This is a genomic window from Variovorax sp. CAN15 (genome assembly GCF_030462475.1).
GTDB lineage: Bacteria > Pseudomonadota > Gammaproteobacteria > Burkholderiales > Burkholderiaceae_C > Variovorax.
Genome location: NZ_JASMRZ010000002.1, coordinates 291,349 through 307,708, shown reverse-complemented (window position 1 = coordinate 307,708; position 16,360 = coordinate 291,349). Strand labels below are relative to the sequence as shown.

The 16,360-nt window shown below is 67.3% G+C and carries 18 protein-coding genes; 13 read left to right on the top strand and 5 right to left on the bottom strand.

The genetic code is table 11. From position 1 onward, the window contains the following. Positions 1-105: 105 nt before the first annotated feature. The 5 genes from QMO14_RS03115 (at position 106) to QMO14_RS03095 (ending at position 4,269) form a co-directional block, all read left to right on the top strand. The gene (locus tag QMO14_RS03115) at positions 106-936 is read left to right on the top strand and encodes an ABC transporter substrate-binding protein (RefSeq protein ID WP_301504327.1); all 831 of its coding nucleotides are present in this window, start codon (positions 106-108) and stop codon (positions 934-936) included. Between the two features lie 163 nt (positions 937-1,099). Then, a complete protein-coding gene (locus QMO14_RS03110; protein ID WP_301504325.1) occupies positions 1,100-1,795 on the top strand; it encodes an amino acid ABC transporter permease in 696 nt (231 codons plus the stop codon). Between the two features lie 16 nt (positions 1,796-1,811). Then, a complete protein-coding gene (locus tag QMO14_RS03105) occupies positions 1,812-2,522 on the top strand; it encodes an amino acid ABC transporter permease (RefSeq protein WP_301504324.1) in 711 nt (236 codons plus the stop codon). After that, on the top strand, positions 2,519-3,262 hold the full coding sequence (locus tag QMO14_RS03100; protein ID WP_176663024.1) for an amino acid ABC transporter ATP-binding protein: 744 nt from the start codon (positions 2,519-2,521) through the stop codon (positions 3,260-3,262). The genes QMO14_RS03105 and QMO14_RS03100 overlap by 4 nt, the downstream gene beginning before the upstream one ends. Further along, positions 3,259-4,269: an isopenicillin N synthase family oxygenase gene (locus QMO14_RS03095; RefSeq protein ID WP_301504321.1), complete on the top strand. Its 1,011-nt coding sequence runs from the start codon at positions 3,259-3,261 to the stop codon at positions 4,267-4,269. The genes QMO14_RS03100 and QMO14_RS03095 overlap by 4 nt, the downstream gene beginning before the upstream one ends. Here QMO14_RS03095 and QMO14_RS03090 read toward each other — a convergent pair. The 3 genes from QMO14_RS03090 to QMO14_RS03080 form a co-directional block, all read right to left on the bottom strand. Then, on the bottom strand, positions 4,212-4,547 hold the full coding sequence (locus QMO14_RS03090) for a hypothetical protein (RefSeq protein ID WP_301504319.1): 336 nt from the start codon (positions 4,545-4,547) through the stop codon (positions 4,212-4,214). The genes QMO14_RS03095 and QMO14_RS03090 overlap by 58 nt on opposite strands. Then, positions 4,544-5,236, bottom strand: coding sequence for an HAD family phosphatase (locus QMO14_RS03085; RefSeq protein ID WP_301504317.1), 693 nt, complete (start codon positions 5,234-5,236; stop codon positions 4,544-4,546). Before QMO14_RS03085 ends, QMO14_RS03090 begins: the two co-directional genes overlap by 4 nt. 67 nt (positions 5,237-5,303) lie before the next feature. Then, positions 5,304-6,644 carry an MFS transporter gene (locus QMO14_RS03080; RefSeq protein WP_301504315.1) on the bottom strand — a complete coding sequence of 447 codons (1,341 nt, stop codon included), beginning with the start codon at positions 6,642-6,644 and terminating at the stop codon, positions 5,304-5,306. A gap of 179 nt (positions 6,645-6,823) precedes the next feature. Between QMO14_RS03080 and cyoA the strand changes: the two genes are divergently transcribed. The 8 genes from cyoA to QMO14_RS03040 are packed head-to-tail and all read left to right on the top strand — an operon-like array spanning position 6,824 to position 14,398. After that, the gene (gene cyoA, locus QMO14_RS03075) at positions 6,824-7,849 is read left to right on the top strand and encodes a ubiquinol oxidase subunit II (protein WP_301504313.1); all 1,026 of its coding nucleotides are present in this window, start codon (positions 6,824-6,826) and stop codon (positions 7,847-7,849) included. Between the two features lies 1 nt (position 7,850). After that, on the top strand, positions 7,851-9,854 hold the full coding sequence (gene cyoB / locus QMO14_RS03070) for a cytochrome o ubiquinol oxidase subunit I (protein WP_301504311.1): 2,004 nt from the start codon (positions 7,851-7,853) through the stop codon (positions 9,852-9,854). Beyond that, positions 9,847-10,494 carry a cytochrome o ubiquinol oxidase subunit III gene (cyoC, locus tag QMO14_RS03065; RefSeq protein WP_301504309.1) on the top strand — a complete coding sequence of 216 codons (648 nt, stop codon included), beginning with the start codon at positions 9,847-9,849 and terminating at the stop codon, positions 10,492-10,494. The genes cyoB and cyoC overlap by 8 nt, the downstream gene beginning before the upstream one ends. Next, the gene (gene cyoD / locus QMO14_RS03060; protein ID WP_184640989.1) at positions 10,491-10,901 is read left to right on the top strand and encodes a cytochrome o ubiquinol oxidase subunit IV; all 411 of its coding nucleotides are present in this window, start codon (positions 10,491-10,493) and stop codon (positions 10,899-10,901) included. Before cyoC ends, cyoD begins: the two co-directional genes overlap by 4 nt. Then, positions 10,901-11,707 (top strand): SURF1 family protein, encoded by an 807-nt coding sequence (locus QMO14_RS03055; protein WP_301504303.1) that lies wholly within the window; start codon positions 10,901-10,903, stop codon positions 11,705-11,707. Before cyoD ends, QMO14_RS03055 begins: the two co-directional genes overlap by 1 nt. After that, the gene (locus QMO14_RS03050) at positions 11,661-13,118 is read left to right on the top strand and encodes an ATP-binding protein (protein ID WP_301504302.1); all 1,458 of its coding nucleotides are present in this window, start codon (positions 11,661-11,663) and stop codon (positions 13,116-13,118) included. The genes QMO14_RS03055 and QMO14_RS03050 overlap by 47 nt, the downstream gene beginning before the upstream one ends. Continuing rightward, a complete protein-coding gene (locus QMO14_RS03045; RefSeq protein WP_301504300.1) occupies positions 13,099-13,662 on the top strand; it encodes a response regulator transcription factor in 564 nt (187 codons plus the stop codon). Before QMO14_RS03050 ends, QMO14_RS03045 begins: the two co-directional genes overlap by 20 nt. 52 nt (positions 13,663-13,714) lie before the next feature. Next, positions 13,715-14,398 carry a hemolysin III family protein gene (locus QMO14_RS03040; protein WP_301504298.1) on the top strand — a complete coding sequence of 228 codons (684 nt, stop codon included), beginning with the start codon at positions 13,715-13,717 and terminating at the stop codon, positions 14,396-14,398. 18 nt (positions 14,399-14,416) lie between these two features. Here the strand turns inward: QMO14_RS03040 and QMO14_RS03035 are convergent, their stop codons facing one another. Then, positions 14,417-14,647, bottom strand: coding sequence for a SlyX family protein (locus QMO14_RS03035; protein ID WP_301504296.1), 231 nt, complete (start codon positions 14,645-14,647; stop codon positions 14,417-14,419). A 168-nt stretch (positions 14,648-14,815) separates the two neighbouring features. Further along, on the bottom strand, positions 14,816-16,324 hold the full coding sequence (locus tag QMO14_RS03030; RefSeq protein WP_301504294.1) for an MFS transporter: 1,509 nt from the start codon (positions 16,322-16,324) through the stop codon (positions 14,816-14,818). Between the last annotated feature and the right edge of the window lie 36 nt (positions 16,325-16,360).

The window sequence follows — 16,360 nt, the reverse complement described above, 5'->3', positions numbered from 1 at the left end:
AAGCCCTCTTCAGCTCGACCATATGCATATGTCGATTGACGATTTAATAATCAGGGGTTTTATTGATATGGTCTCGCCCCTTTGCTTTCCACCAAGGAGAAGAACATGCGCCTGAACCTGATCGCCGCCGCGGCCCTCGCGGCTTCCACTTTCCTGATCGGCACCGCCGCCCATGCCGACCAATTGGCCGACATCAAGAAGAAGGGCGAACTGGTCGTCGGCGTGCTCGGCACGGACGAGCCCGCGACCTTCGTCGACCCCAAGACCCGCCAGATCGTCGGCTACGAGGTGGACCTGGTGAACGCCATCGCGAAGAAGATCGGCGTGAAGCCGGTGCTCAAGCAGATCGCGGTGGCCGCGCGCATTCCCGAGCTGCAGCAGGGCCACGTCGACCTGGTGGCCGCCGGCCTCACGCACAACAAGGAGCGCGAGGCGCAGATCGACTTTTCGCTCACCACCTTCGTCACCGGCCAGAAGGCCCTCGTGAAGAAGAACAGCGGCATCACCGAGGTGCCGCAACTCGCCGGCAAGAAGGTGCTGACCATCCGCGGCGGCACGCAGGAGCCGAACATCCGCAAGGCCGTGCCCAACGTGGAGGTGGTGACCTTCGACACGAGCCAGCAGGCCTTCCAGGCCCTGCAGCAGGGCAAGGGCGTGGGCTACGTGGACGACGAGGCCGCGCTGCTGCGCAGCTACGCCAAGCTGGGCCCGCAGAAGGCGCAGTACGTGGTGCTCAAGCAGAACCTGAGCACCGAGGCACTGGCCATCGGCATCAAGAAGGGCGAGACCGGCCTGAAGGCAGTGGTGGACGACACGCTGCGCGAGCTCGAGAAGTCGGGCGAGGCACAGAAGATCTTCATCAAGTGGTACGGCCCGAACACGGCCTCGGGCTTCCAGACGCGCGACTTCAAGCTCGACAGCGACAAGATCGACTGACCTGTCTTTCTCCTTCCCCCGCTGGGGGAAGGCCGGGATGGGGGCAAGCGGCCTACGCATGAGCGCCGCGTCTATCCAGAAGCCGCCGTGCCCCCACCCCAACCCTCCCCCAGCGGGGGAGGGAGCCAAGCTCCCCCCCGCGGCAGTGATACTGTCGCCCCCCATGCCCCTGTTCGACTATTCCTTGCTGCTGACCGGCAAGTACCACGACATGCTGGTCGCCGGCCTGCTGCTGTCGCTGCAGCTGCTCGCGGCCTCGCTGGTGCTGGCGCTGCCCATCGCGCTGGTGGTGGCGCTGCTTCGGCTGTCGCCCTTCGCGCCGCTGCGCTGGGTGGGCTTCGCGTATGTCGAGTCGATCCGCAACATTCCGCTGCTGGCGCACATGCTCTTCTGGTACTTCGGCGCGCCCGAGCTGCTGCCGGAGGACATCAAGCAATGGCTCTACGCGGGGCACATCGAGGCCTACAGCGCCATCGTCGCGCTCGCGCTGTACACGGCCGCCTTCATGGCGGAAGACATCCGCAGCGGCATCCGCGCGATTCCTGCGGTGCAGTTCGAGGCCGGCCGGGCGATGGGCTTCAGCTACCTCGCCACGATGCGACGCGTGGTGCTGCCGCAGGCGCTGCGCGTGACCGTTCCGCCGCTCATCTCTCAGACGCTGAGCCTGTGGAAGAACACCTCCATCGCGACCGTGATCGGCGTGGCCGAGCTGATGTACCAGGCCGGCCAGGTCGAGAGCGCGACCTTCCGCAGCTTCGAGTCCTTTGCGTTCGCGAGCGCGGCCTACCTCACGGTGTCGCTGGCGATCACCGCCCTTGCCACCTGGTACCACCACCGTTACCCGGTGCGGACGATCTGAGGAAGGCGACGGCGCGATGCTTCAGATCATCAACGACTACTGGGTCTACTTCCTCATCGGGCAGTACCCCAACGGCCCGCTCGGCGGGCTGGTGCTCACGCTGCTGCTGGCCTCCTGCGGTCTGGTGCTGGCGCTGCCGCTGGGCATCGTGCTCGGGCTGGCGCGGGTGAGCCCGTGGCGCTGGCTGCGCTGGCCGGTCACGGGCTTCGTGTTCGTGGTGCGCGGGCTGCCGCTGCTGATGGTGATCTTCTGGGCCTACTTCTTCCTGCCCAGCGTCACCGGCGTGAAGACCGACCAGTTCACCACCATGCTGATCGCGCTGGTGGTGTTCGACGCCGCCTACCTCGCCGAGATCGTGCGCGCCGGCATCCAGGGCCTGCCGCGCGGGCAGATGGAAACCGCCCGTGCGCTAGGTATGAGCTACGGCAGCGCGATGCGGCTGGTGGTGCTGCCGCAGGCGCTGCGCAGCATGCTGCCCTCGCTGGTGAACCAGTTCGTCTCGACCATCAAGGAAACCTCGCTGGGCTACATCATCGGGCTGGCAGAGGTGTCGTTCATCGCGACGCAGATCAACACGCAGGTGTTCACCAAGCCGGCGCAGATCTACCTCATATTGGGCGGGACGTATTTCATCCTGTGCTTCGGCCTCTCGCGCTTCGCCTACTGGCTGGAGCGCCGGCTCGCGCGCCGCGGCATCTCCACCGCCGCCACCAAGGTGTCCGCATGATCGAACTCGAAAAAGTCAACAAGTGGTACGGCAGCTACCACGCGCTGGTCGACGTGACCGAAACCATCCACAAGGGCGAGGTCGTCGTGGTGTGCGGGCCCTCGGGCTCGGGCAAGTCGACGCTGATCCGCACCTTCAATCGGCTGGAGCCGATCCAGTCGGGCCGCATCGTGGTGGACGGCCAGGACATCCACGCGCCGGGTCTGGACGTGAACGAATTCCGCTCGCGCATCGGCTTCGTGTTCCAGCAGTTCAACCTGTTTCCGCATCTCACGGTGCTGCAGAACTGCACGATGGCGCCGATGCAGTTGCGCGGCCTGACGCGCAAGCAGGCCGACGAACGCGCGATGGCGCTGCTGCACCGCGTGGGGCTGTCGAACAAGGCCAACGCCTGGCCCAGTGAGCTTTCGGGCGGCCAGCAGCAGCGCGTGGCGATCGCCCGCGCGCTCGCGATGCAGCCGCCGCTGATGCTGTTCGACGAGCCCACCAGCGCGCTCGACCCCGAGATGGTCGGCGAGGTGCTGCTGGTGATGCGCGACCTCACGCGCGACGGCATGACCATGGTCTGCGTGACGCACGAGATGGGCTTCGCGCGCGAGGTGGCCGACCGCGTGCTCTTCATGGACGAGGGCAAGGTGCTGGAGCGCGCCACGCCCGACGACTTCTTCAACCGGCCGCAGCATCCGCGCGCGCAGCAGTTCCTGGCCGACATCCGCTCCCCCTTCGCGAGAGACGCATGACCAAGACGGAAGCCAACACCCTCCCCCTCATCGACGTGTCCGCGCTCGTCGCGGGCACCGCCGCACGCGACGCCGTCGCCGCGCGGATCGGCGCCGCCTGCCGCGCCCACGGTTTCTTCTACGTGACCGGCCACGGCGTCGACCCGGCGCTGGTGAAACGGCTCGAAGAACTGAGCCACCGCTTCTTCGAGCTGCCCGAAGAAACCAAGATGCGCTGGCGCATGGCCCTGGGCGGGCGCGCCTGGCGCGGCTACTTTCCGCTGGGCGGCGAGCTGACCTCGGGCCGGCCCGACTGGAAGGAGGGCCTCTACCTCGGCACCGAGTTGCCCGCCACACATCCGCTGGTGCAGGCGAAGACGCCGGTGCATGGGCCCAACCTGTTTCCCGAGGTGCCGGGCTTTCGCGAGACCATCCTCGACTACATGCAGGCCGTCACGCAGCTGGGCCACCGGTTGATGGAAGGCATCGCGCTGAGCCTGGGCCTCGACGCCGGCTATTTCGCGAAGCGCTACACGGCCGACCCGCTGATCCTGTTCCGTCTCTTCAACTACCCGTCGCAGCCGGTGCCCGAGGGCCTGGACGTGCAATGGGGCGTGGGCGAGCACACCGACTACGGGCTGCTGACGATCCTGCACCAGGACCACATCGGCGGCCTCGCCGTGCACACGCCGGGCGGCTGGATCGACGCGCCGCCGGTGGCGGACTCCTTCGTCTGCAACATCGGCGACATGCTCGACCGCATGACCGGCGGGCTCTACAAGTCGACGCCGCACCGCGTGAAGCGCAACACCTCGGGGCACGACCGGCTGTCGTTTCCGCTGTTCTTCGATCCGAACTTCGAGGCACGGGTGCAGCGCATCGAGGGCCTGCCAGGCGCCGAAGCGCGCGACGACAGCGCCGAGCGCTGGGACCGCGCCAACGTGCACGCCTTCAGCGGGCGCTACGGCGACTACCTGCTGGCGAAGGTGTCGAAGGTATTTCCGCAGCTGCGCGACGAAGTGCTCTGAGGGGCAGGCGCGGGCAGGAGGCCGGGCTCTTCGAGGAAGACGTCCTCCCATCGCTCGATCTCGGCATCAGGGTCGGAGATGGGCACGAGCTTGTCGCTGCGGCAGTAGAAGGTCCAGCCCTCGAACAGCACGTCGTAGTAAGTGCCGGGCAGGTAGCGCTCGCTCGGCGCTTCATAGGGCGCGGAGACCACCTCCACGATCCGGCCCACGGCGCGCTCGGTGAAGGGCGACGCCAGGCAGCTGTCGACCACGTGGCAGAGCGTGCCGATCTTGATCATGCGGATTGGGGCTTCTGCGCCGCCTGCTGCGGAAACCAGCGCGGCAGGTGCCCCAGCGCGTCGTGCAGCGAATCGAGCACGTGGAAGGCCCGTTCGACGATGGACACGGGCGGATGTTTCAGGTCGGGCACCACCACCACCCGCAGGCCGGCCGCCAGCGCCGCCTTGGCGCCGTTCTCGCTGTCCTCGAAGGCGATGCATTCGGTTGGGTCCACCCCCAGGCGCTCGGCCGCGAGCAGGTAGAGCGCCGGGTCGGGCTTGGCGCGCAGCACCTCGTCGCCGCCCGCGAAGGCCGAGAAATGATCCAGCACGCCGAGGCTGCCGAGGCAGGCCTGGATCTGCCCGCTGGTCGACGAAGAGGCCACGGCGCAGCGCGTGCCGCGTTCGCGCAGCGCCGCCAGGATTTCAGCCGCGCCGGGCTTGATGGGAAAGAGCGGCGTGCCGTCGGAGCGTTCCAGCTGCAGGCGCTGGCGCACGAGGCCCACCGCGTGGCTGTAGGCGGCAGGTCCGCCCAGCAGCGAAGCGAGCACGATTTCGGATTCGGCGGTGGCCAGCCCCACGACCTGCAGGTACTGGCTGTGCGAAAGCTCGATGTCGAGCGTGCGGGCGGCCTCGATCCAGGCGGCCATGATGGGGCGCTCCGAATCGATCAGCAGCCCGTCCATGTCGAAGATGGCGGCGGCAAACATAGGGGCATCCTAATGAAAAGGGGCCGAAATGGCCCCTTTTGAACGAAACGGTCGACTGCGCCGCCGGTCAATCGCGCGCCAGTGCCCGGTTCAGCCCCAGCGCTGCCAGCGTGGCGATGGCGCCCGACAGCAGGTAGACGCTGACATAGGCCAGGCCGAAGTGGGCCGAGAGACCCAGGGCCACCAGCGGAGCGAAGGCCGCGCCGATCAGCCAGGCCACGTCGGCCGTGAGCGCCGCGCCGACGTAGCGGTACTTGGGCGCGAAGTTGGAAGTCACCGCGCCTGCCGCCTGGCCGTACGACAGGCCCAGGATCACGAAGCCCAGCAGGATGAAGATGTCCTGCCCGACCCGGCCGCCGTCGAGCAGCGTGGGGGCGAAGCCGCTGAAGGCGGCGATCACCGCGGCCAGGCCGCCCAGCGTGAAGCGGCGGCCGATGCGGTCGGCCAGCAGGCCCGAGGCGACGATGCCGGCGGCGCCGAAGGCCGCGCCGATCATCTGGATCACCAGGAATTCGGTGACCGACTGGTCGGAGTACAGCGTGATCCACGACAGCGGGAACACCGTGATCAGGTGGAACAGCGCGTAGCTGGCCAGCGCGGCGAAGGCGCCGATCAGGATGTTGCTGCCCTGCGAGCTGACCAGTTCGGTGACGCTGGTGGGTTCGAGTTCGCGCTCTTCGAGCAGGCGCGAGTATTCGTCGGTGGCCACGAGGCGCAGCCGGGCGAACAGCGCCACCACGTTGATCGCGAAGGCCACGTAGAAGCTGTAGCGCCAGCCCCAGTCGAGGAAGTCTTCGGACGGCAGGCTGGAATACAGGTAGGCGAACAGCGCGCTGGCGATGAAGAAGCCGATGGGCGCGCCCAGCTGGCCCAGCATGGCGTACCAGCCGCGGCGGTTGGCCGGCGCGTTCAGCGCCAGCAGCGACGGCAGGCCGTCCCACGAACCGCCCAGCGCCAGGCCCTGGCCGAAGCGGAACACCGACAGCAGCACGATGGCCGTGAAGCCCAGGCTCGCATAGCCCGGCAGGAAGGCGATGCCGGCGGTGGAGGTGCCGAGCACGAAAAGCGCCAGCGTGAGCTTGGCTTCCCGCCCGAAACGCCGCTGGATCACCATCGAGATGACCGTTCCGAATGGACGCGCGATGAACGCGAACGAGAAGATCAGGAACGAATAGAGCACGCCCTCGAGGTGCTGCTCGAACGGAAAGAAGACCGCCGGGAACACCAGCACCGAGGCGATGCCGTAGACGAAGAAGTCGAAATATTCGGAGGCGCGGCCGATGACCACACCGACCGCGATCTCGCCGGGAGAGATGTGCGAGTGGTCGTCGCCCTGCCGGGCGCCGCCGTGATCGGCCGGGTTCGGCATCGGCTGTGCGCCTTGCGAAAGGATGCTGGACGTCGTCATTGCTTGCTGTAATTCAGATGTAACGCCACGGCGCGACACCATAAGACCATGGAGACCCCAGAGCGTCGCACCGAATCACGTTTACCGCCATAGGACAAAACGTCCAATAGGCGAAACCCGTCTTCGAGCGTAGATTGTGGGGTCTTTTTGCGTCGCCCCTGCACCTCTTTTCCCCCGGCATGCACATCCTCAAGAACCTTCGCCGAGCACTCCTGCTGCTCCCCGCCATGCTCCTGGCGGGCTGCAACACGGTGCTGATGAACCCATCCGGCGACATCGCCCACCAGCAGGGACGACTGATCGTCGTCTCCACCGTGCTGATGCTGATCATCATCATTCCGGTGATCGCCCTGACCATCTTCTTTGCCTGGCGCTATCGCCAGTCGAACAAGGAGGCCACCTACAGCCCCGACTGGGACCACTCCACCCAGCTCGAGCTGGCGATCTGGGCAGCACCGCTGCTCATCATCATCGCGCTGGGCGCCATCACCTGGATCAGCACCCACACGCTCGACCCCTACCAGCCGCTGCGCCGCCTCGACGCCCAGCGCGCGATTCCGGCCGAAACCAAGCCGCTGACGGTGGAAGTGGTCGCTCTCGACTGGAAGTGGCTCTTCATCTACCCCGAGCAGGGCATCGCCACGGTGAACGAGCTGGCCGCCCCGGTGGACCGCCCGATCAGCTTCAAGATCACGGCCTCCTCGGTCATGAACTCCTTCTTCATCCCCGCGCTGGCCGGCCAGATCTACGCCATGCCCGGCATGGAGACCAAGCTGCACGCGGTCATCAACAAGCCGGGCGAGTTCGAAGGCTTCTCCGCCAACTACAGCGGCGCCGGCTTCTCGGGCATGCGCTTCAAGTTCCACGGCCTGAGCAACGAAGGCTTCGACCAGTGGGTGCAGAAGGTCAAGTCCGGCAAGGACGGCGAACTCTCCCGCGAGCTCTACAAGAAGCTCGAAGTGCCCAGCGAGCGCGAGCCCGTGCGCCACTACCCCACCGTTGCATCCGACCTGTACGACGCGATCCTCAACCAGTGCGTGGACCGCAACAAGATGTGCATGAAGGAAATGATGGCCATCGACGCCAGCGGCGGCATGGGCAAGCCCGGCGCCTTCAACGTTGCCACCAAGCAGGCCTGGGACATCGAATCCCTCGATACGCCCAAGCGCAAGTACGTCACCGCGATGTGCACCACCGAAGAATAAGATGTTGCAGAACCTAGACCTGACGAAGCTCGTCTTCGGCCGCCTCTCCTGGGAGGCGATTCCCTTCCACGAGCCGATCCTGCTCGCGACCTTTGCGGGCGTGGTGCTCGGCGGCATTGCCGTCCTCGGCGCACTGACCTACTTCAAGCTGTGGGGCATGCTGTGGCGCGACTGGATCACCAGCATCGACCACAAGAAGATCGGCATCATGTACATCATCCTGGGCCTGGTGATGCTGCTTCGGGGCTTCGCCGACGCGCTCATGATGCGCGCCCAGCAGGCCATGGCCTTCGGCGACAACGCCGGCTTCCTGCCGCCGCACCACTACGACCAGGTCTTCACCGCCCACGGCGTGATCATGATCTTCTTCGTGGCGATGCCGCTGGTCACCGGCCTCATGAACTTCGTGGTGCCGCTGCAGATCGGCGCGCGCGACGTGGCCTTCCCGTTCCTGAACAACTTCAGCTTCTGGATGACCACCTTCGGCGCCGGCCTCGTGATGGCGTCGCTGTTCGTCGGCGAATTCGCCAAGACCGGCTGGCTGGCCTACCCGCCGCTGTCGGGCATTCTGTTCAGCCCAGACGTAGGGGTGGACTACTACATATGGTCATTGCAGATAGCGGGGGTGGGCACATTGCTGTCCGGCGTGAACCTGCTGGCCACCATCGTGAAGATGCGCGCGCCCGGCATGACCATGATGAAGATGCCCGTCTTCACCTGGACCGCCCTGTGCACCAACGTGCTGATCGTCGCCGCCTTCCCGGTGCTGACCGCCGTGCTGGCCCTGCTGTCGCTCGACCGCTACGCAGGCACCAACTTCTTCACGAACGACCTCGGCGGCAACGCCATGATGTACGTGAACCTGATCTGGATCTGGGGCCACCCCGAGGTGTACATCCTGATCCTTCCGGCCTTCGGCATCTTCTCGGAAGTGGTCTCCACCTTCTCCGGCAAGCGCCTCTTCGGCTACGCCTCGATGGTGTACGCCACGGTCGTGATCACCATCCTGTCGTACCTCGTCTGGCTGCACCACTTCTTCACCATGGGCTCCGGCGCCAGCGTGAATTCGTTCTTCGGCATCACGACGATGATCATCTCGATCCCGACGGGCGCGAAGATCTTCAACTGGCTCTTCACCATGTACCGCGGCCGCATCCGCTTCGAGCTGCCCATGATGTGGACCATCGGCTTCATGATCACCTTCGTGATCGGCGGCATGACCGGCGTGCTGCTGGCCGTTCCCCCGGCCGACTTCGTGCTGCACAACAGCCTGTTCCTGATCGCCCACTTCCACAACGTGATCATCGGCGGCGTGCTGTTCGGCATGCTGGCGGGCATCACCTACTGGTTCCCGAAGGCCTTCGGCTACAAGCTCGACCCGTTCTGGGGCAAGTGCTCGTTCTGGTTCTGGATCGTCGGCTTTTGGTTCGCCTTCATGCCGCTGTACATCCTGGGCCTGATGGGCGTCACCCGCCGCATGAGCCACTTCCAGGACATGTCGCTGCAGATCTGGTTCCAGGTCGCCGCCTTCGGCGCCGTGCTGATCGCGCTGGGCATCGCCTCGTTCATCATCCAGCTGGTAGTGAGCTTCATCCGCCGCGAATCGCTGCGCGACACCACGGGCGACCCGTGGAACGGCCGCACGCTGGAATGGTCGACTTCCTCGCCGCCGCCCGCCTACAACTTCGCGTTCACGCCGCGCGTGCACGACAACGACGCCTGGTCCGACATGAAGGCCCGCGGCTACCAGCGTCCGCTGGAAGGCTTCAGCCCGATCCACATGCCCAAGAACACGGCCGCCGGCTTCATCATCGCGGCGCTGAGCGCGGTGTGCGGCTTCGCGCTGATCTGGCAGATGTGGCTGCTGGCCGGCATCGGCTTCGTCGCCATGCTCGCCGCCGTGATCATCCACACCTTCAACTACAAGCGCGACTACCACATCCCCACGGAAGAAGTCGTTAGCACCGAAGACGCGCGCACGCGCCTGCTGGCCGCCAATGTCTAATACCACCGCTCTTTCCTCCCACGGCAATGCCGTGAACGCACCCGCGTTCGAGGTCTTCAACGTCCGCAACGAAGACCACCACCCCGAGAACGGCACGCTGCTGGGCTTCTGGCTCTACCTGATGAGCGACTGCCTCATCTTCGCCTGCCTGTTCGCGGTGTACGGCGTGCTGGGCCGCAGCTACGCGGCCGGCCCCTCGGGCGCCGACCTGTTCGACTTGCCGCTGGTGGCGATCAACACCTCGCTGCTGCTGCTGTCGTCCATCACATACGGCTTCGCCGTGCTCGAGATGCAGAAGCGCCGCATGCGCGGCATGCTGGTCTGGCTGGCCATCACCGGCCTGCTGGGCGCGGGCTTCATCGGCCTGGAGCTCTACGAGTTCGCGCACCTGATCCATGAAGGCGCGGGCCCGCAGCGCAGCGCCTTCCTGTCGTCGTTCTTCGCGCTGGTGGGCACCCACGGCCTGCACGTGACCTTCGGCATCGTCTGGCTCATCGTGCTGATGATCCAGCTGCCCAAGCACGGCTTCACCGCCGCCAACCGCCGACGCCTGATGTGCCTGTCGATGTTCTGGCACTTCCTGGACGTGGTCTGGATCGGCGTCTTCACCTTCGTGTATCTGATGGGATCGCTGCAATGAGCGCGCACACCGAAACCGCCGGCCACGGCGCACATGGCCATGGCCACGACGACCACGGGCACGATGACGGCCCGGTGAGCCACAGCACCTTCAAGGGCTACATGACCGGCTTCGTGCTGGCCGTGATCCTCACCGCCATCCCGTTCTGGCTCGTGATGGCCAAGGTCTTCGACAAGCCCAACACCACCGCCCTCGTCATCCTGGCCTTCGCCGTGGTGCAGATCGTGGTGCACATGGTTTACTTCCTGCACATGGACGCGAAGTCCGAAGGCGGCTGGAACATGCTGGCGCTGATCTTCACGCTCGTGCTCGTGGTCATCACGCTGGCCGGCTCGCTGTGGGTCATGTACCACATGAACACCAACATGATGCCGCACTCGATGCACGACATGAAGAACATGCCCTGATGGCGGAACAGGCCGCCCGCCAGCGTTCGGCCGCCGCGCGGGTGGCGCTGGCGGTCTGCGCGGTCCTCGCCTTCGCCGGCTTCGTCGCGCTCGGCACATGGCAGGTCGAGCGCAGGGCCTGGAAGCTGGATCTCATCGCACGCGTCGACCAGCGCGTGCACGCCCCGGCCACCACGCCCCCCGGGCGAACCGAATGGCCCACGGTCAACGCGGCCAACGACGAATACCGGCATGKCCGCCTTGCCGGCACCTTCCTCCACGCCAAGGAAACGCTGGTGCAGGCCAGCACCAGGCTCGGCGCCGGCTTCTGGGTGCTGACCCCGCTGCGCAACAGCGCCGACGGCAGCGTGGTGCTCGTCAACCGCGGCTTCGTGCCGCCTGAAGCGCAGAAACGGGAGGCGCGCGCCGCCACCGAGCCCCAGGGCGAGACCACCGTGGCCGGCCTGCTGCGCCTGACCGAGCCCAAGGGCGGCTTCCTGCGCAAGAACGATCCGGCCGGCGAGCGCTGGTTCTCGCGCGACGTGCAGGCCATCGCCGCCGCGCGCGGGCTGGCCGACGTGGCGCCCTACTTCGTCGATGCCGAAGCCGCCCCCGCCAAGCCGGGCGCCCCGGCCACCGACACCCCCGCCTGGCCCGTCGGCGGCCTGACGGTCATTTCCTTTCCCAACAGCCACCTCGTCTACGCCCTGACCTGGTATGGCCTGGCCCTCATGGTGCTGATCGCGGCCTGGTTCGTGCGGCGCAGCGAAAATGCGGCCCATGCCGACGCCCGCCCCGCCGACCAAGATGCCCGCCGCGACGGCTGAGTCCGCCGCGGTCGCGGGCGAGCTGCACCCGCCCCGCGCCGGCGTCGCGAGCCTCGACAACGCCATCGGCCACCAGAACATGCAGCAGCTGATACAGCTGCGCTGGTTCGCCGTGGTCGGGCAGGTCGCCACCATCCTGGTGGTGCACTACGGCTTCGAGATCCGGCTGCCGCTGGACCACATGCTGCAGGTGCTGGCCTGCCTCGCGCTCTTCAACATGGTGAGCCTGCTGCGCTCGCGCAGCCACCGGCGCGTGACCAACGGCGAGCTGTTCGTCGCGCTGCTGGTCGACGTGGCCACCCTCACCGCGCAGCTCTACCTGAGCGGCGGCGCGACCAACCCCTTCGTCTTTCTCTTCCTGCTGCAGGTGACGCTGGGCGCGGTGCTGCTGAAGGCCTGGTCGACCTGGACCATGGTGGTCATCACCAGCATCTGCTTCGCCGGGCTGGCGCTGTTCTCGCGCCCGCTCGCGCTGCCGCTGGACCACGACAGGGGCCTGTGGAGCCCCTACATCCAGGGCATGCTGGTGTGCTTCGCGCTGAACGCGGCGCTGCTCGTCATCTTCATCACCCGCATCAGCCGCAACCTGCGCGCACGCGATGCCCGGCTGGCCGACCTGCGCCAGCGCGCGTCCGAAGAGGAGCACATCGTGCGCATGGGCCTGCTGGCCTCGGGCGCGGCGCACGAGCTGGGCACGCCGCTGGCCACGCTGGCCGTCATCCTCGGAGACTGGCGCCGGCTGCCGCACTTCAGCTCCGACCCCGAGCTGCTGACCGAGGTGGCGGAGATGGAGCTGCAGATCCAGCGCTGCAAGAGCATCGTGAGCGGCATCCTGCTGTCGGCCGGCGAGGCGCGCGGCGAGTCGTCGGAAGAAACCACCGTCAGCACCTTCCTCGACGACCTGGTCGAGGAATGGCGCACCACCCGCCCGGTGGAAGACTTCGAGTACGACAACCACTTCGGCCGCGACCTGCCCATGGTCTCCGACTCGGCCCTCAAGCAGATGATCTGCAACGTGCTCGACAATGCGCTGGAGGCGTCGCCGCACTGGCTGCGCCTCGAGGCGGCGCACGACGCCGACGCGCTGACGATCACCGTCACCGACGCAGGGCCCGGCTTCCTGCCGGCCATCCTCAAGGAGTTCGGCAAACCCTACCAGTCGAGCAAGGGCCGCGCTGGCGGCGGACTGGGGCTGTTCCTGGTGGTGAACGTGGCGCGCACCTTGGGCGGCCGTGTCGCGGCGGCCAACCGGCCGGAGGGCGGCGCCATCGTGAAGATCACGCTGCCGCTCGCGGCCATCGTGCTCGAGGAAGAAGAGACGGAAGTGGATGATGACGCGGACGACGAGGAAGCCCTCGCAGCCGCCGGCAGGACCATCGGAATGGAAGGCAATGAGCGAAACCGGAGCTGATGGACAGGCACAACAGCAGCGCCAGCTGCTGATCGTCGAGGACGACGACGCCTTCGCGCGCGCGCTCGGCCGCTCCTTCGAGCGCCGCGGCTATGCCGTGACGCATGCGAGCAACCTCGCCGAGGTCGAGGCACTGCTGGCCGGCTCCTCGCCCGGCTACGCGGTGGTCGACCTCAAGCTCAACGGCGAGGCCTCGGGCCTGGCCTGCGTGCAGATGCTGCACCGGCACAACCCCAAGATGCTGATCGTGGTGCTCACGGGCTTCGCCAGCATCGCGACCGCGGTGGAAGCCATCAAGCTCGGCGCCTGCCACTACCTGGCCAAGCCCTCGAACACCGACGACATCGAGGCCGCCTTCGGCCGCGCCACCGGCACCACCGAGGTGGAGCTGACCAACCGCTCCACATCCATCAAGACGCTCGAATGGGAGCGCATCCACGAAACGCTGGCCGAAACCGGCTTCAACATCTCCGAGACCGCGCGCAGGCTCGGCATGCACCGGCGCACGCTGGCACGCAAGCTGGGCAAGCAGCAGGTCAAGTAGGCAGGCCCATCCGGTTTCGAACCACACACACGCACTTGCGCACGGAACGACGATGACTCTCTCCCCGCCCCCGCAACGCAGCAAAGCCTCCGTCCTCGCCGCGCGCGACCAGACGGCCATGGAAGAACTCTTCAACGCCCTGAGCCACGGCCTGGGCCTGGCGCTGGCGATCGCATCGCTGCCGATCCTGGTCTACAGCGCGGCGCAGAAGGGCCAGGCCGCGGGCGTGGTCGGCGCCAGCCTGTTCGCGGGCACGGCCATCGTGCTGTACCTGATCTCCACGCTGTACCACGCGCTGCCCATCGGCCGGGCGAAGGCCTGGTTCAACCGGCTGGACCACGCAGCCATCTACCTCTTCATCGCGGGCAGCTACATGCCCTTCCTGTTCGGCGTGCTGCGCGGCCCGCTGGGCTGGACGCTGTTCGGCGCCATCTGTGCGGCGGCGGCGCTGGGCGTGGGCGCCAAGCTGTTCAACCGGTTGAAGCATCCGCTGTGGTCCACCGGCCTGTACGTGGCGATGGGCTGGATGGCGCTGATGGCCGCCGTGCCTCTGTACGAGCGCATGTCGGCGGCGGGGCTGGGCTGGCTGGTGGCCGGCGGGTTGTTCTACACGGCCGGTGCGGTGGTTTTCCTGTTCGACAACAAGGTGCGCTTCGCCCATTCGGTGTGGCACCTGTTCGTGCTGGCCGGCAGCACCTGCCACTTCTTCGCCGTGCTCTGGCACTCGCACGGCTGATCGATCTTTCCTTCGGGTTCAGTAATGCGGTGGTAGCTCGTCGCGGGGACTACGCACGGCGCCTTCCTGCATCGTGTTGCGGCTCTGTTCCCTGAGCTGCGTGACTTCGAGGATCAGCCGGTCGATCTGCTGTTGCTGGCGGTAGATCGTCATGTTCAGCTGGTCGAGCAGGTCCTCGGCGTAGCTGGACTTGATCTCTAGTTCGGTCACGCGCTCGGCGATGAGATGGTCGTGGGGCGGGTTTTCCATGCCGCTATTGGACAGGAATACCGCCCCGCCTTTTGTGACGCCGCGCTTGGCTCGCTCGATTACTGGCGACGTACCTTTGCCGCGAGCAGGTCGCCCATGCCGCAGCAGGTGACGAGGACGACCGCCTCGTCGACCTGGTGCGCGAGGGCGTCGATTGCGCGCGGGCCCTCAGCAGGCCGTCGTTTCCAGCGCCACGGCGCCAGCCTCGGCCTGCGTCTCGCCACGCAGAAAGGCGAACACCACCAGCGCCGTCGCCACCGTCACGCCCGCGAGCACCCACAGCAGCGTGCCGAACGCCATGCCGTAGGCGTGCAGCACCGCCGCGCGGTCGATGCCGGGCAGCAGCGCCAGCGCCTGTGAGAGGTCGCCGGTGGTCACGCGCTGCGCCGCGCGCGATGCAGCCTCCGCATGACCCAGCCGCGCCGCCACCAGCGCGGTCAGCCCCGCGCCCACCAGCGCCAGCGCGATGCCCTCTCCCGCCACCCGCACCGTGTTGAAGATGCCCGAGGCCATGCCCGCGCGCTCGCGCGGCACCACGCTCACGGCCAGCCCGTCCATCAGCCCCCACGGCAGCCCGATGCCCGCGCCGATCAGCAGCATCGGCCACACCATCACGCCCAGCGGCGTGCCCGGCGCGCAGCGGCTGAGCCAGAACAACCCGGCGGCGCACACCAGCAGTCCCACGGCCGAGATCGCACCGGCGGAGAAACGGTGCGCCAGCGACGCCGCCAGCGTCGGCACCACGAGGATCGGCCCCGAGAGCGCGAACATGAAAGCGCCCGCCTCGATTGCGCCGCGCCCTTCGAGCCCGATGAAACGGATCGGCAGCAGCACCAGCAGCACGACGAAACCGTAGGCCGGCGCGGCCGCCAGCAGCTGCACGCCGACAAAGCGCGGAAAGCGGAACAGCGACAGATCGAGCATCGGGTGCGCCACGCGTCGCTCGACGGCGACGAAGACCGCGCCCATTGCCGCCGCGCCCGCCAGCGCGCCAAGCACCCACGGGCTGCCCCAGCCGCTGTCGGGCGCCTGCAGCACGCCCAGCGTGAGCAGGCTCAGCGCGGCAGTGAAGCTCAGCGTGCCCGGCACGTCCAGCCCCATGGCCTGCGGGTTGCGCGACTCCTGCATCGCGAGCGACGCGATGCCGAGCGCCAGCAGGCTGGCAGCGCCGGGGCTCAGCATCACCGCCTGCCAGCCGAAGCTCTCCGCGAGCCAGCCCGAAAGCATCGAGCCGCAGGACAGCCCCACGCCGAACGAGGTGCCGATCAGGCTGAAGGCCCGCGTGCGCGCGGCGCCGTCGAACACCTGCGCCAGCGCGGCCGTGCCCGCCGCGAAAGCCGCGGCCGAGCCCAGCCCCTGCAGCGCGCGCGCCAGGTCGAAGGCCACGATGCCCGGCGCCAGGGTCAGCAGCGAGGGGCTGAGCGCCACCACCGCGAGCCCCAGCAGGAAGACGCGCTTGCGCCCATAGGCATCGGCCAGCGCGCCGGCCGCCATCAGCGTGGCGCCGAAGCTCAGCATGAAGGCATTGGTCACCCAGTTGAGCTGCACCGGGCTGCCGCCCAGCGCGTCGCGTACGGCGGGCAGCACCACCGCCGGGCCGGTGAAGCTCAGCGGCATGCCCAGCGCCGCGAGGCAGACGGCAGCCAGGAGCCAGTTTCTGGAGGAAGACGCGGACATGGGACGTGCTTTCGCGAAAGGTGAAAAGGAAGGCAC